The 15951-nt window shown below is 41.0% G+C and carries 15 protein-coding genes; 12 read left to right on the top strand and 3 right to left on the bottom strand.

Translation table 11 applies throughout. The annotated features are described in order from the left end of the window. Positions 1–4 precede the first annotated feature (4 nt). Entirely contained in the window at positions 5–652 is a 648-nt protein-coding gene (locus tag GGR22_RS09765) for an NAD(P)-dependent oxidoreductase (RefSeq protein ID WP_182493458.1), read from the bottom strand. A 190-nt stretch (positions 653–842) separates the two neighbouring features. On the opposite strand from GGR22_RS09765, the gene GGR22_RS09770 reads away from it, so the two are divergent. The 11 genes from GGR22_RS09770 (at position 843) to GGR22_RS09820 (ending at position 12025) form a co-directional block, all read left to right on the top strand. After that, positions 843–1397 carry a Crp/Fnr family transcriptional regulator gene (locus GGR22_RS09770; protein ID WP_182493459.1) on the top strand — a complete coding sequence of 185 codons (555 nt, stop codon included), beginning with the start codon at positions 843–845 and terminating at the stop codon, positions 1395–1397. A 50-nt stretch (positions 1398–1447) separates the two neighbouring features. Then, positions 1448–2002, top strand: coding sequence for a DinB family protein (locus GGR22_RS09775; protein WP_182493460.1), 555 nt, complete (start codon positions 1448–1450; stop codon positions 2000–2002). 161 nt (positions 2003–2163) lie between these two features. Continuing rightward, positions 2164–2883, top strand: a complete 720-nt coding sequence (locus tag GGR22_RS09780; protein WP_182493461.1) for a DUF4377 domain-containing protein — start codon at positions 2164–2166, stop codon at positions 2881–2883. 239 nt (positions 2884–3122) lie between these two features. Next, positions 3123–4361 (top strand): hypothetical protein, encoded by a 1239-nt coding sequence (locus tag GGR22_RS09785; RefSeq protein ID WP_182493462.1) that lies wholly within the window; start codon positions 3123–3125, stop codon positions 4359–4361. 145 nt (positions 4362–4506) lie between these two features. Then, positions 4507–5076, top strand: coding sequence for a helix-turn-helix domain-containing protein (locus GGR22_RS09790; RefSeq protein ID WP_182493463.1), 570 nt, complete (start codon positions 4507–4509; stop codon positions 5074–5076). Positions 5077–5163: 87 nt separating this feature from the next. After that, entirely contained in the window at positions 5164–6663 is a 1500-nt protein-coding gene (locus tag GGR22_RS09795; RefSeq protein WP_182493464.1) for a serine hydrolase, read from the top strand. 60 nt (positions 6664–6723) lie between these two features. Then, positions 6724–7080: a hypothetical protein gene (locus tag GGR22_RS09800; RefSeq protein WP_182493465.1), complete on the top strand. Its 357-nt coding sequence runs from the start codon at positions 6724–6726 to the stop codon at positions 7078–7080. 671 nt (positions 7081–7751) lie between these two features. Continuing rightward, positions 7752–10805, top strand: a complete 3054-nt coding sequence (locus tag GGR22_RS09805; protein WP_182493466.1) for a S8 family serine peptidase — start codon at positions 7752–7754, stop codon at positions 10803–10805. Positions 10806–10877: 72 nt separating this feature from the next. Next, positions 10878–11324: a protease complex subunit PrcB family protein gene (locus GGR22_RS09810; protein ID WP_182493467.1), complete on the top strand. Its 447-nt coding sequence runs from the start codon at positions 10878–10880 to the stop codon at positions 11322–11324. A gap of 31 nt (positions 11325–11355) precedes the next feature. Beyond that, the gene (locus GGR22_RS09815) at positions 11356–11688 is read left to right on the top strand and encodes a hypothetical protein (protein ID WP_182493468.1); all 333 of its coding nucleotides are present in this window, start codon (positions 11356–11358) and stop codon (positions 11686–11688) included. Between the two features lie 142 nt (positions 11689–11830). Continuing rightward, positions 11831–12025: a hypothetical protein gene (locus GGR22_RS09820; RefSeq protein WP_182493469.1), complete on the top strand. Its 195-nt coding sequence runs from the start codon at positions 11831–11833 to the stop codon at positions 12023–12025. Between the two features lie 52 nt (positions 12026–12077). Here the strand turns inward: GGR22_RS09820 and GGR22_RS09825 are convergent, their stop codons facing one another. Then, a complete protein-coding gene (locus GGR22_RS09825) occupies positions 12078–12956 on the bottom strand; it encodes a T9SS type A sorting domain-containing protein (protein WP_182493470.1) in 879 nt (292 codons plus the stop codon). 300 nt (positions 12957–13256) lie between these two features. Here GGR22_RS09825 and GGR22_RS09830 point away from each other — a divergent pair, with 300 nt between their 5' ends. After that, positions 13257–14600 (top strand): FAD-dependent oxidoreductase, encoded by a 1344-nt coding sequence (locus tag GGR22_RS09830; protein WP_121376149.1) that lies wholly within the window; start codon positions 13257–13259, stop codon positions 14598–14600. Positions 14601–14675: 75 nt separating this feature from the next. On the opposite strand, the gene GGR22_RS09835 is transcribed toward GGR22_RS09830, so the two are convergent. Further along, positions 14676–15944, bottom strand: coding sequence for an NAD(P)/FAD-dependent oxidoreductase (locus tag GGR22_RS09835; RefSeq protein WP_182493471.1), 1269 nt, complete (start codon positions 15942–15944; stop codon positions 14676–14678). Positions 15945–15951 lie beyond the last annotated feature (7 nt).

Raw genomic sequence — 15951 nt, forward strand, 5'->3', positions numbered from 1 at the left:
CTGTTTAATAAGCATTAGCAATAAAAGGTGCTTTCCTGATAAAAGTGCTATCCGATAGCTGGTCTATAAGAAAATGGGCCAGATTGGTAGCGCTGATCTTGTCACCCGGACAATCTTCTAAGCTTACGTTTATCAGACTCCTTTCCTCGGTCTGATCAATTTGCGGTAGCCGTACCAAGGTCCAATCAATTTCGCTGGCCGCCAACATTTCATACTCCAGCTGCTTGTTTGCTGTCGAGACCGGAAAGTTTTGGTACATCCAGTCGGTTGCAAAAGTCGTCTTTTCTCCTTTTTTATCCAAAGGAGTATTCACGTTCAGTCCCGTCGTTACGATATAACGATGGGCGCCTTTTTCCTTCATGGCTCGAATGATGGTATCTGTAGCTTTGCTGAAAAGCGTCGGTTCGCTTGGCGGAATTCCGAGTCCTAATGTGCTTAGTACCGCTTCACATCCTTCTAACAGCTGGCAGACAGCATTATAGTTTGTTACGTCTCCCTCGATAATTTCTACAAGAGGATTGCCAGTCTTAAAATGGGCAGGGTTTCTTACGAGAAGCTTAAACGGAATGCCTTGATGGAGTAATGTACTGACGAGGTATTTGCCAGATTTTCCGGTGCCGCCGATCACGGCAATTTTTATATTGTGTTTCATTTTGTTCTTTATAAAATTATTGAAAATAGTATCTTAGTCCTGATATATCTGATACAGACAAACAAGACAAGCAGCAGCCTATGGCTTTTGCAGAAACGATTTATTATTTTATAAAGAGATTTTGATGTGGTAAATGTAGGAACTTATACCAACAATTCAAAAAACTTTTTGGCAATAGAAAATACAAGTCATGGAAAATCAAGAAGATGCCATCAAGTCGGTGGCAATAGTGAATAAGTTAGCAATCGGAAGCCTGTTTGAAAAAACGATAACGGTCGAAAGAAACCAATTGGTGAAGACAGGCGACAGTACCGATACTAACATCTATTTTGTTCAAGACGGCAGCCTTCGAATTTTTGTCACAGACGGAGAGGAGGAACGCGTTATCCGTTTCGGCTACCAAAACAACATCATCGTTGCGCTCGATTCTTTTCTCACCGAAAAACCTTCGGATTTCTATATACAAGCCATCAAAAAGACAACCTTAAAGATCATCTCTAAAAAAACATTCATGGACTTCATCAGCAAAGAACCTGAAAATCTTAAGCTTTGGGCCGAAATCCTTGAAGACCTTGTCCTGCAGCAGATCGAAAGAGAAAAAGACCTGCTGACGCATTCGCCAAAAGAACGCTATGAAAGAGTACTGAAACGCAGTCCGCAGCTCTTTCAAGAAATACCCAACAAGCACATTGCAAACTACCTTCGCATGACGCCAGAGACATTGTCGAGGCTTAAAAAATCTTGAGTTCGATCAAGAATTTCTAAACCAAGGCTGCGGAACTTTGCAGAAAAAAGATGAAAATAAAAACACAGCAGCTCTTGCAAGAACTTACGACCCAAGTACAAGACCATCTGGCGTATGCAACGTCGCTCCTCGCACAAACAGATGAAGCACTCAACAATAGGATAGCGCCCCATAGCTGGAGCGCCCTAGAATGCATCGAACATCTCAATCGTTATGGCAATTTCTACCTGCCCGAAATCGAAAGGCGAATCCATCAATCGCAATCAAAACCCGAGCCCGAATTCAAGAGCGGATGGCTGGGCAATTATTTTGCAGAGAGCATGCGTCCGAAAGCAAGGCTCAATAAAATGAAGACTTTTGCCAAAATGGATCCTATTTATAGCAAGCTCGATAAGTCGGTTTTAGACACTTTTATCAAGCAGCAGCAACAGCTTTTACGATTGTTGGAGAAGTCGGGGAGTATAAGCCTGAACAAGACAAAAACCAGCATCAGCATTACAAAACTCATCCGACTAAAATTAGGAGATACCTTTAGATTCCTCATTTACCACAACGAAAGGCACATCCAGCAGGCAAAAAGAGCCGTCGAAAGTACTCGTGCTTAAAAAGATATAGCTGTTTGGAATTCAGAATCTTAAATAGGTAGCGGCAGACGTTCAAAACAAAAAATACTTTCCGTATCTTTATGATAAGAATCAATGGCACAGAGTTTGCAAACCCCTTGCCGACCTTGTGATTTCATGCAAGGCAGTAAAATAACAGCTATATGAATACTTTTAAAAGCACAGAAAAGATGAAAACAATCTTCAACCTAAAAACAGCCGTTTTGCTAATCGGGCTTGTTTTTTTTGCAACCCATGCGAACGCAAAAACCATCCGAATGACAATCAAAGAAGAATTGGCCAGCTGCACAGGAGTAGCCCCGCAAAGCTGCTTTCAGGTCAAATATAAAAAAAGCAAAGACTGGGAACTGTTCTACAGCCAGATTGAAGGATTCGATTATACGCCAGGTTACAGGTATGTGATAGATATCATCCAAACCAAAAGAAAAAATGTTCCTGCCGATGCCAGCAGCTATACCTACAAGCTTAAAAGAGTCGTAGAAAAAAAACAGATTGGCGAAAAAGGAGCAGATGCGTGGACCTTTATCACCAAACACAAATGGAAAGTCATTCAGATCAACGGCGCAGAACCGACAGACACTTCAGCCTATGTTACTTTTCCGGCTGATATGAAAACGATGAACGGCTTTGGAGGCTGCAACAGGATTTTCGGTGGCTATGAACTCAAAGAAAACACCATAAAGTTTAAAGGAATTGCAAGTACGTTGATGGCCTGTGCAGACGAGAACAAAAACAAGCTCGAAGGCACTCTGTTAAAGATGCTAACGGACAATACGTTTACGTATGATGTAGCAGACCAGACGTTGAACTTTTATCAAGATAACAAGTTGGTATTGATGTTTGGAAAAGCGCCTTTAGACTAATAGACTTTAAAATAAAAAATACGATCTCCTATGGCGCTAAGTTGTTATAGGAGATTTTTTTATAGCGTAGTATTAGTTGGAATCATTATGATATATTGTGAAATCTCTTTTTCAGATTGCGCAGATTCCCATTCCATGTCCACAAAGTGTACAAACTCACCATTTTAAAAACTTTGTATAGTTTTATCATAAATACATAAATAAACACGTTATGTATAAATTATTTATAAGATATGGCAATGAAAAATATCACTACACTAATAGTTGGACTGCTCTGTACCATTTCAACCTACTGCCAAGACGGAGAATTTCAAGTTTACCCTAACGGCTTAATTTATAACCAACAAACAATGACCAAGTTGAGCCATATTGTGGACTCGTTAAACTTGAAATACAAGACCTGCAATTTCAATACGGTTTTTTATTCCAAAAGCCAGACTATCGGACATCTCGTAAAAGTTGATGGAGGCAACCTTAAGGAAGCAAAGAAAGATATGGAAAAGCAAATTTCCTTAGACGACTTTCTTAAAAAATATCCAAAAGCGACTGTTGAAAGAAATGTGTTAGTCATAAAAAGAAAATACAAAGACTACAGAAATCATGATAGAGTAGAGTTTGAACATTTTGATGTAAAAAACGACTATGGATTTAGCATTGAATCTGATGATACTTCGCTTTACCAAAAAGACTTTACCAATAAATGGTTATTTGAATACGAAAAGAAAACGAGCTATTCTGACGAATCCTTATCCGCCTTTTATTTCCCTAAAAACTTTAGTTCAGATCCTATTCCTCAAAAATATTCCCAAATGATAGGATATTCCGATTGTTTAATAGACACAAAAACGAGAAAGTTTAAAGACAATTTAAAAGATGGCTGGGTTGAGCTGCCCGAAAATTGGACTTCATTGTCAGGAAAAGAAAAAGCAAAGCTTCTTGACGAGATGAGAGGTACAAGAGTAGTTGGAGGCTGCAGTATGGACAGCAGGCCAAGAGAACACGCTATACATATTGCCTTGCTATCTGCTGAGACCTATAATTGGGAAGTTTTTCTAAAAGCACATTTAGACATAATGAATGACCGCTTTGATAGAGTGTCTGACGGTAGCTATGCTTGGGGAGAAAGAAATACCTATATCAAAGAACTTGAAGAACTAAACATAAATGTTTCAGACCTTATATTGGGCATTTCCTATCGCATTGAAAACCCTGTGGATAATCATTATTTTGGAAGCATTGGACGAGTGGGACGTGCATTATCAGAAATCAAAAACAGAAATGAAATTGAACAATCTATGTTGTCGATAATTTCTGATAATGAATTAGATACTTATAACAGACTATTGTTTTATTTTCTATTCCGTAACTATAACCACCACATAAAAGACGAAACAGTAAAAAAAGAAAACAATGATAAGCTAGCAATAGCAGTAAAGACATTGCCTAACTTTATTAACGAAAGGCTGGCAGAAAAATAAAAAACCAAACCACAAACAATAACAAAACCCTTTCCTCAACAAAGGGTTTTTATTTGCATCTTTCCCAAATCCAAAATCTGCCCTCACAAATTTTATGCTCATTTACCTAAAGTTAATTATATTTAGTGGCGCAATTACATAACACATGCCAACACTAAAACGTATAAGAGAACAGCAAAACCTAACCCAAGAAGAACTTTCCGAAAAATCCGGAATTTCTGTTAGGACGATACAGCGAATCGAAGCCGGAACATTACCCAAAGGCTATACGCTCAAAACCTTAGCAAAAGTTCTAGAAATCCAAGAAAGCGAATTGCTGGATAAAAACACAAAAACAGAAACAATTGGCGGCGAAAAAGCAGAAGCCAAACAAGAATCGGTTGCAATCGACTATTCAAAAATCAAGCTGGTCAATCTTTCCTCTCTGCTGTTTGTTGTGTTGCCGCCCTTAAATATTTTGGTGCCGCTTCTTTTGGCCAGTATCCTAAAGCAGAAAAACCCACTGGTAAAACAGATCGTTTCCGTCCAGATTCTTTGGACGATTTTAGCGCCTATTGTTTTTATGCTCGGTATCTTTCTAAAACTCGGAGGCAAGTTTACTTTAGGGCTGATAATCTGCATCGTACTGTCAAACCTGTTTATCATCCTGCGTAATGCGGCCGAAATCGACAGGCACCAAAAACTCTATTTTAAGTTGAAATTCAATATGTTGTAAGCCTTTCGGGTCTTTGTCGGGTTTTTGACGGGTTGATTTTTAGGCGCCTATAGCAGTAAAAACCAATCTTTGCCAAAAACTTTAGCAATGATACGATTCTTTTATTTTTTATTCCTTTTCCTATTCGCTTTGCCGCAAAAGAGCCATGCACAGGTCGAAAAAACAAGCGAGCTCTATAAGACGATTATATCAAAAGACAGCCTGCTGTTTAACGTTGGCTTCAATACCTGCGACATCTCCCAGTTTGAAAACTTGATGAGCGAAAACTTAGAATTCTATCATGACGTAGGCGGCAGGTCTGACAAAAAGAAATTCCTAAAAGACTTTGAGTCCGGACTATGCACCGATCCCAAAAACTTTCAGGCCCGAAGAGAACTGTTGCCCCAAAGCACAGAAATCTATGCCCTTTATGACAGAGAGAATCAAGGCAAGATATACGGAGCGCTCCAGATAGGCGTGCATCAGTTTTTTGAAAAACAACCCTCACAGCCCGAAAAGTTTGGCAGTTCGGCAAAATTCAGCCACCTCTGGCTTTTAGAAAGCGGCGAATGGAAGCTGTCCAGATCCTACAGCTACGAACATGTCAACAAACAATTGCAGACCTCAGAAGTACCTGCCTTCGACAACGATGCCGCCATCGAAAAGTGGCTCAAGGAAAATAAGGTACCCGCTCTTGGCCTAGGAATAATCGAAAACGGAAAGCTCAAGCAGGTAAAAGCCTTTGGCGAAATCAAGGCAGGCGTTGCCGCACCCTACAATACGATTTTTAATGTGGCTTCTGTAACCAAGCCCGTAACGGCCATGGTCGCATTGAGATTGGCCAGCCTAGGGAAATGGGACTTAGACAAGCCAGTCTACCACTACTGGACTGATCCTGATATTGCCAAAGACCCAAGACACAAACAAATCACCACCCGACTCCTCTTGAGCCATCAAGCCGGCTTCCCGAATTGGCGCTTGGCCAATGCCGACAAAAAATTAAGTTTTCTGTCCGACCCCGGAACCCAATACCAATATTCAGGGGAAGGATACGAATACCTGCGCAAAGCCTTAGAAAACAAGTTTCATAAAACCTTGCAGCAATTAGCATCCGAATTGATTTTTCAGCCCCTAAAAATAAGCGAAACCAGCTACGTTTGGACTAAAAATACCGACGCGTCACGATACGCCACCGGCTATGACAAAGAGCTAAAGCCGTATGAGATAGAAAAGAATACAACACCCAACGCGGCCGATAACCTGTTGACGACTATCGAGGAATATGGCCAATTGCTTACTGCTATAATGGACGGAACGTTGTTGCCTGAAAATACTTTTAAAGAAATGGTTATTTCGCAGATCGCAAGCGAAAAAGGCAAGCACTTTGGCCTAGGATTCGAAATCTACGATCTGGGCCAAGGCGACTATGCTCTTGCGCATGGAGGAGCCGATCTAGGCGTCAGGGCCATTGTATTTATCTTGCCGAAAACAAAACAAGGCCTGCTGATTTTTACGAACTCCGATATAGGAGGCAGCTTATACGAAGCTTTGGTAAAACACTATCTTGGCACATCAGGAGAAACGATTGTGAATATTGAGACGAAATAAAGCTGGTTTTAATAAAATCGGTGTCATCTGCGTGCAATAATTATATCCCTTAAGTTCTTATTGGCACATCTTATCTTCTTATTGGCGCTGCTCAAGTTCTTATTGGCACATCTTATCTTCTTATTGGCGCTGCTCAAGTTCTTATTGGCACATCTTAAGTTCTTATTGGCACTGCTCAAGTTCTTATTGCTACATCTTAAGTTCTTATTGGCACTGCTCAAGTTCTTATTGGCACATCTTAAGTTCTTATTGGCACTGCTCAAGTTCTTATTGGCACATCTTATGTTCTTATTGGCATTGCTCAAGTTCTTATTGGCACATCTTATCTTCTTATTGGCACTGCTCAAGTTCTTATTACTACATCTTAAGTTCTTATTGGTATCCCTCTTTAACTTTTCAGCGTTCCCAATTTCCTGATTTTGCTTTCTTGTTCTCTGCTTTAGGGATGCTTTTTTATAAACAGCAAGCCTTATTGGGATTTCGTCGCTGTTTTTGTAGAAAGTCCCTGTTTGATTTTAATAGGAGGGTTTCGAAAACAGTTGCAAACTACACTTGGGGCAGCATCGTCGTTATTTTAAAACTAAAAAAGCAGCAATTGGTTGTGTTATTTTTGTATTATAACCTATTGTAAAGTAATGGGTTGTGTGTATTTTTCTTTGAGGAAAAACGTAATTCACTCCTTTTTTTGGAACCGTTGCGAAAAAAAATAAAAAAAATTTAGTCCCAAGAAAAGAACCAGCAGAAAAGATAAAAATCTAAAGAAAGACGGGCGTTGCTGCCGGTCTTTTTTTGCTTTTAAAGCCTAAAAAAAGAACACCAATAGCCCTTATTTTTAGAAAAAAACAGCACGATGGGGAAAATCGTAAGGATACGGTTTTTAGCTATTGTAAATTCGGTAAACCTATTGAAGTTTAAATAGTTGCATGTTTTAAACGGTTATATACGGAGCTACCACCTCCACATAACAGTATGGCACACTTATTAAACATACCCACTTTTCTACAGATGAATTTAAAGTCTATTCATCCGCCATGAACTATGGCCCGATTTAGCATGCCTAAACAATTATTAATCTAAACTATGAAATCATGAATAATAAAATTTACATACTACTACTCGCATTTTTCTTGGGCGCTGTTGGAATGAATGCCCAAAACGGCTATTTTTATTATTATAAAGACCAAAAAATTGCCCTCAATCTAGACCGAAAATTCCTGAACATAAATACTTCAGAAGATTTTCAGAAATCCTCCCTCGACGGATTAAAATTTAAAGACGTTACGCTGCAAGACGACAGTTCTACCGGAGAGCGCCAAAAGTTTGGAAAGCTGGAATTCCAGTCGGAACCATCAAGCGCCGACTTTGACAAGGCCATAAGCGACCTAAGAAAGATCAAAGGCATCAAAAGCGTTTCCCTCTTTTTTAAAAGACCTCAGGCAGCGTCTATCGGAACATCCAGCCTTTTCTATGTCAAGCTAAAAGACGATAGAGGTTTTGAACTGCTCAAAAAGACTGCTTCCGAAAACAAAGTGAAGATCGTAGAGCAGATTCAAGGAATGCCTTTATGGTATATCTTGGCAGTAGAACCAGACAACCAAAGCACTTCGCTGCAAATGTCCAACCTGTTTTATGAAACCGGACAGTTTGCCGACATCGATCCTGCCTTTATGTTTAATTTCAGGTCGGTTTGTACCAATGACACCAACTTTGGAAGCCTTTGGGGGCTTAGCAACAGCGCCAATCCTAACATCGATATCAATGCCTGCCAGGCTTGGACGATTACACAAGGAAGCGGCGTGAATGTAGCCATCCTCGACCAAGGAATCTACAAGACCCACAACGACTTGGCTGCCAATATCTCGCCTTTGAGCTTTGATGCGCAGAGTGGTACCAGCCCTAGTGTTTTTATCTCAGGCAACAATCACGGTACTCACGTAGCAGGAACCGTTGGAGCCGTAAAAGACAACAATCTTCAGGTAGTTGGAGTAGCGCCACAATCGAAATTGATGTCAGTGAGCCACTCGTTAGGATTGGTTCCTAATGTCTCTGCACAGCTTGCTTCTGGAATCAACTGGGCTGTAGCCAACGGAGCTGATGTTATCAATAACTCTTGGGGCGACCAAGGAGGAGCTTATTATGCACAGCTGTATAGTGCGGCTCTAGAAAGTGCGATCCTTAATGCGCTGGCAAACGGAAGAGGAGGCAAAGGAACTGTAGTTGTTTTTGCCGCAGGAAACTTTGGAAGCGGCGGTCCGGTAATGGACTACCCAGGTACTTTTACAGATAATATCTTGACCGTAGGATCGATTACCTCTACAGGAGCGCGTTCTAGCTTTTCGGGCTACGGAACCAAGCTTGACGTAGTAGCGCCTGGAAGCAATATTCTTTCTACCATCCCAACCAACAGTACAGGATCTATGAACGGTACGTCTATGGCAAGTCCGCACGTAACGGGACTGGTAGCCTTGATTCTTTCTGTGAATCCATGTCTTACTGGGCAACAAGTACGAGATATCATTGAAGGCACTTCTCAAAAAATTCCAGGCTTTAGCTATTCTACCACAGCCGGAAGAACCAACGGAACATGGAACAACCAAGCAGGTTATGGACTTATAGATGCTTATGCCGCTGTATTGCGTGCACAACAAATGTACTCGCCAACCGTAGACCTCTATGTGAAAGACACTCCTGCAGATCTAGGAATCGAGCCGAATACTATTTCGCCATACATGTGGGCCAGTGAAGACATCTGGGTACGAAACTATAATGACAGTGGTCTGGTGCACCAAAATCCAGATTACAGCCCTACGAATCCTAACTACGTACGCGTACGCGTAAGAAACAAAAGCTGCGTTGCTTCTTTAGGAAACGAAAAGCTGAAACTTTATTGGGCTAAAGCCGGTACTTCATTGAATTGGCCGATGAGCTGGAACGGAACCTACTATGTAGGCGGCGTGCTCATGGGCAAACAAATAGGAGCATTAGCAGGAATTACGATTCCGGTACTCCAGCCGGGACAAGAAGTTATCCTGACGTTTGCATGGAACGTTCCAAATCCTGCCGATTACGCGCCCATCAATCCAGAGCCGTGGCATTTCTGTCTGCTGACCCGAATTGAAGCCGCCAGCGATTCGATGACATTCCCAGAAACAGCAGACCTTAATCTCAATGTCAAGAACAACAACAATATTGCGTGGAAAAACGTTACGGTTGTCGATGTACTTGCTAACGGAAGCGTCGGAGGCGTTGTTGGAGTAGGAAACCCTGTGAAAGTTGCTAAGAAATACTTCCTAGAATTTGTAGCCGAAGACATCCCAGACGTAAGGCCGATTTTTGAACAAGCCCAAATAACAGTCAAAATGGACGAACGACTGTACCGAGCCTGGGAACGAGGAGGAGCTGTAGGTCGAGGATTAGTGGAAGGAAGAGACAGGATGTCAAGAATTGTCAGGGCAAACAATGCTACCCTGAACAATATCGTCTTTGAGCCTAACGAATTAGGAACGCTCAACCTGACGTTTGCTTTCTTAAATGATGATATGACTCCGCAGCAGTTTGTCTACAATATTGTGCAGCGAGATGCCGAAACAGGCGATGTTGTAGGAGGCGAAACCTATCTAGTCAACAAAGGCGAAACCCGCGGCAGAAGACTTGTTGCCGATGCTGGTAACGATAAAAAAGCGGATAGAGACGAAGTCATTACATTAAGCGCAGCACAGCTGAACGAAGCCGTAGTCTATAACTGGTACGATACCGAAGGCAACATGATCTACCAAGGAAAAGACTTTACAGTATCTGTTGAGATGGCTAAAAAATACAAGCTAGAAGTTGTAGCATTGGCAGACGGGCTTAAAGATTATGCCGAAGTTCAGGTAACGATGAATCCAAGCTCTTTAGGAGGTATCGCACCTAACCCTGCTAAAAATAATGTTACGGTATCCTATAAGCTTAATGATGCCGGCTCAGCCTACTTGACCATTATTGGAAGCTATGGTGCTAACAGAGCCTCGAACAACTACATCCTAGATGTGAAAAATTCAGAAATTAATATCGATGTCACGAATTACCCAAGCGGCCTGTATACGGTAGCCTTGGTATGCAATGGCAAGATAGTCGATACTAAGAAACTGATTAAGAAATAAAGAATTTTAAAACCCGTGCCCAGCACGGGTTTTTTTATTAAATTTATACCTATCATTTTAAAAATCAGGACTATGAAAATGTTTGCACTACTACTAACCGTTCTGCTTCAAGGCTGCAGCAGCGATGGCAACCAAGAGTCGCGCGTTATTGATGCGATGCTGATTGGAAAAGGCAATCTCTATGGCAATGGCGATGAAAATATCCCAAGACAGAATGTGGTCATCTACAACCAAACCGATTGGAACCTTCTGATGCAAAAGATGGATGCTCGAAATCCTGTCTCGAATAGTTTTTCAGAAACCAATATCGATTTTAACGCTTTCCAAATCATCGCTGTCTTTGATGAAATTAAAGGCAACGGAGGGCATACCATAGACATTACACAAGTTACAGAAAATGAAGCCACGATTGTTGTAACCCTACAGAATCTAAATACGGGCGGAGGAACATCGGTAATGACACAGCCTTTTCATATCGTCAAGATTCCAAAATCAAAAAAGCCCGTTGTTTTTAGATAATACGTTGCCATAAAAACATACCTTTGGCGGGATGAATAAATCACAATCAGCATATTACAAAAGCCTGCTGCTAAAAACACTACTGGCACTAACCCTGTTGCTTGGCGTTTCCTATGGTTCCGGTTCTGTAAATCTCGAAAAGCAACCGTTTCATTCCAAAACCTCTTTTTTAAAAAGCAACAGTACTAAGCAAAAAGCCATTTCTTATAAAAGAGCTCTTGAGCTCGGTACTTTCGATCTCAAGGTAAGCAAGCCCCTTTATTCGTTCCATTTCATTATCGCTCACAATACAGCAGCTAAAGTAAAAATGGGTCGAAAAACACAGACACTATTGTTCTTTCAAATCAAAGATGCAATTCTTTAGTCCGCAAGCCATTTCTAGAAATTCAGGAGAAGATACTCCTATTTCATAATTCGCTAGACCTCTCTAGGTCCAATCCTCTTTAAATTTTTTAATTGACAAAGCTGTTGCTGCTATTGCAATTGCTCAAAGACACGCGTAAATTATGAAAAGTTTCAAAAAAAAGCTGCGGCTTCTGGCCTATGCCATGCTGATTCTTTTGGCTTCTATGGCGGCAGGTATCGGCGGAGCTCCGCTTCCGAGGCAAGGCAGGAAAGAAGAACGTTATGATATAAAAATAGAAATGATAGATTCGAAAGAAGAAGAAACCGAATCCGAACAAATAGAAGTTAAAAAATAAAAAGCCTGCAGCACTTGTGCTGCAGGCTTTTAAGTTTGGGAGATCAGATTGCTTATTTTTTTGCCAGTTTGATAGCATTTAGCCTTCTTCCGTCAATTTCAGGAACCAGCATGTAGATACCTTGCTGCCATGCCCCAGTTTCGATGCTGATCGTTTGTCCGGCATCATTTGAAGCATAGCTTTTGTTGAAGACTTCTCTTCCGTCTATAGAAAAGATGCGCAATACGGTGCTCGTATTTCCGGCTTCGTTTAGCTTTAAAGTCAATGCCTCATTGAAGGGATTTCCTAAGACCGAAATTCTCTTTGTAAAAAGAAAATCTTGAGTATTCAGGTCAAATCCTGTAGTGAAAATAATCTGCCAAGCATTAAGGCTTCCGGTATCTTCTTCACCATTATCATACAAGGTCATCGTCCAGTCGCCATTGACAGCCACGCCATTCAAAAAGGTAGTCAGGTTGCACAGCGGAATATCTGTTGGATACGTTGAAGTCCCTCCGGTAGGAGCATAAGCGCCGGCTGGAATACTTTGTGCTGCGCCAGGCGTAACCACATTGATGGCTGTCGTATTGGCGGCGTTAAAGCTCAATACGTTTCCTGTAGCAAAATCAGAACTGTCACCACAGCTGGTATCGGTAGCGGCTCCAAGTCTTTTGATTAAGGCACACGATCCTCCGGCGGGAGTTCCGAGCTCGGCCACCACATCACCTAGCCACGTATGAACTAGATCGAGATTAATTGTAACCTTTGTAGGATCTGTAATTGTTGCCGTAATAGGAACATTAAGAGAGACTGAGACGCTTCCTGCGGAATTTCCTGAGCCGCAGCTAGTTCCTGTTCCATCCGGAATCGGCGTTACCGTGTTAAACGTGTACGTCTGCGCATTTGCAATACCGCAGAATAATAAAAACAATAAAGGTAGTTTTGTTTTCATAAATAGAATATTTAAAATTAATAATAAAACTCATACCGTGATAGTTCTCTAATTGGGGTGATTTTATATTATACAGAATTGTGGCTCTTCTGCAACTAAATATTTATTTTAAGAAATTACGATAAAGATAATGTAATTAATTTAAAATTAACAAATTACATGAATTAAATTCTGTTTATTTGTTATTTAGTGGTATTGTTTTCAATAAAGATGTCTAAAGATTAAATAAAAAATTATTTTTATAACAATTGTTATCATATTTCCCTAAATTTGATATCTTATAATTACATTCTACTCTTAATGCAAAATCCTTTAAATATTGCAATTGTAGGCTCCGGTCTGGTGGGTTCGCTGTTGGCAATATACCTTAAAAAAGCAGGCCATTCCGTTCATGTATATGATAGAAGTCCTGATATCAGAAAAATCCAATTTTCCGGACGTTCCATAAATCTTGCAATGTCGCATCGAGGCTGGAAAGCATTAGACGGTGTCGGGGTTGGGGATGCGGTCCGGGCCATTTCAATCCCTATGGACAAAAGAGCAATCCATTTAAAGGATAAGCTGAATTTTCAGCCCTACGGCAAAGAAGGCGAGAGCATCTATTCTATTTCTAGAGGAACCCTGAATCGAAAAATGATTGACTTGGCCGAAGAAGCGGGTGCCGTATTTTTCTTCGAAAAGAAAATTTGGGACGTCACGTTGGCAGATGCCACTTTGCATATTGGAGAGACAGAAAGAGGAGAGTGGGAGTCCGTAAAATATGATATGGTTTTTGGTTCCGACGGAGCTTTTTCTAGGGTTCGCCACAGAATGCAGCGCCAGAGCATGTTTGACTATTCGCAAGAATTTCTTCAGACAGGATATAAAGAACTTAATATTCCGTCAAATCCAGACGGAACGCACAGGCTTGATAAAAATTCCTTCCACATTTGGCCAAAAGGCGACTATATGCTTATTGCGCTTCCTAATCTTGACGGAAGTTTTACATGCACGCTGTTTATGCCTTTTGAAGGCGAAAATTCGTTTGCATCGCTCAAAGACAGAAAACAAGTGGAAGACTTTTTTGAAAAAAACCTTCCGGATACTATAGACGTAATTCCAAACCTGGCCGAAGATTTCTTTAAGAACCCGACCAGTACTTTAGTGACCATGAAATGCTTTCCGTGGACGTATAGTGATAAAGTAGCTTTAATCGGCGACGCTTGCCATGCTATCGTTCCGTTTTACGGACAAGGCATGAATGCTGGCTTTGAAGATATTACCGTATTGTATGAATTCATGGAAGAATTCGGCAACGATTGGGAGCGAATCTTTAAAGAATATGAAAAAAGCAGAAAGCCTAATACCGATGCCATAGCCGAACTGTCTTACAGGAATTTTATGGAAATGAGTTCCAAGACCGCTGATGAAAAATTCCTATTGCAGAAAAAAATAGAAAAATGGTTTTCAGAAAAGCATCCCGATAAATGGCTGCCGATGTACAGCCGCGTGACCTTTAGCTTAGATCCCTATTCACAAGCGTTAGAAGTAGGAGATTTCCAGAACCGTTTGATGGAAGAAGTCCTGAAAATGGACCATATCGAAGAGAAATGGAACAGCATCGAAGTAGAAGAAAAGATACTAGAATTGCTGGAAAAGAAATAAATATCGCTATAAAATAGAATTGGGATTAAAAGTTATGATAACCTTTAATCCCAATTTTTTTATATCCTATTTCGACTAGTTTTCTACTTTTTTGGTCACAGGCTTTATCAAGACACGAAGCGTAGAATCGTTGCTGAAATAACTGAAAGCCCAGTTTACGAAAATGGTCAGCTTGTTCTTGACGCTCAAGATCAGCATCAGATGCACAAACATCCAAGTGAACCAAGCAAATCGCCCCTGGAAGCTGAAATTGGGCAGATCGACTACCGCTTTTCGTTTTCCTATAGTTGCCATAGAGCCTTTATCGTGATATTCGTATTCCTTTCGTGGTTTATTTTTGGTCTGAAGCTTAAAGTTCTTCGCCAAAACCTTTGCCTGTTCGTTGGCAACTGCAGCCAGCTGAGGATGCCCGTTTACATATTTAGGAGTAGTCATGTAAGCAATGTCTCCAATCGCAAAGACATCCTTTAAATGCTCTACTTCGTTAAATCGGTTGACGATGAGTCGGTTTCCTCTCGTAATAGATGCTTCCGGAATGCCTTCAATCTGGTTTCCGGTAACTCCGGCCGCCCAGATAACGTTTTTCGCCTCAATGCTCTCGCCGTTTTTTAGACTGACGGTTCTTCCGTTGTAATTTTCGACAACGGTACTTGTTTTTACGATAACGCCAAGATCTTCAAGGTATTTTCGAGAAGCTTTTTTTGAATCATCGCTCATCGCATTCAAGACATTAGGAGAGCCTTCTAGAAGATAGACGGTGAGTTTAGAGAAATCCTTGTCTGGATAATCTTTCGGAAGTATGTTCTTTTTCATTTCAGACAAAGCCCCGGCCAATTCTACTCCGGTAGGGCCGCCGCCGACAATCACGAAGTTGAGAATATACTGAAGCTCTTCCGGATTTTTTGTAACAACGGCATCTTCAAAAGTCTGGAGTATGCGGTTTCGCAACTGTATGGCCTCAGGTACAGACTTCATTGGGAAGGCACAATTTTCGAGATTCTTATTTCCGAAATAATTGGTCTTGCAGCCATAAGCCAAGACAAGGTAGTCATATGAAAAATCCCCGATGGAGGTTTTCAGGCACTTGTTTTCAGTCTCGACGCTCAAGACGTCTGCGATTCGGATTTTTACATTTTTGGAACGCTGGAAAACTTTCCGAAGCGGAAAGGAAATACTTGCGGGTTCTAGTCTTGCCGTAGCCACTTGATACATGAGTGGCTGGAATTGATGGTAGTTATTTCTATCGATAAGGTATACTTCGTAGTCGGTATTTTCAAGGTCTTCGGCAAGGGTCAGTCCTGCAAATCCAGCACCTACGATTATGATTCTTTTTTTGGTTTCCATACGGGTT

It is taken from the genome of Flavobacterium gossypii, assembly GCF_014138495.1.
In the GTDB taxonomy this organism is placed as follows: Bacteria; Bacteroidota; Bacteroidia; order Flavobacteriales; family Flavobacteriaceae; genus Flavobacterium; species Flavobacterium endophyticum.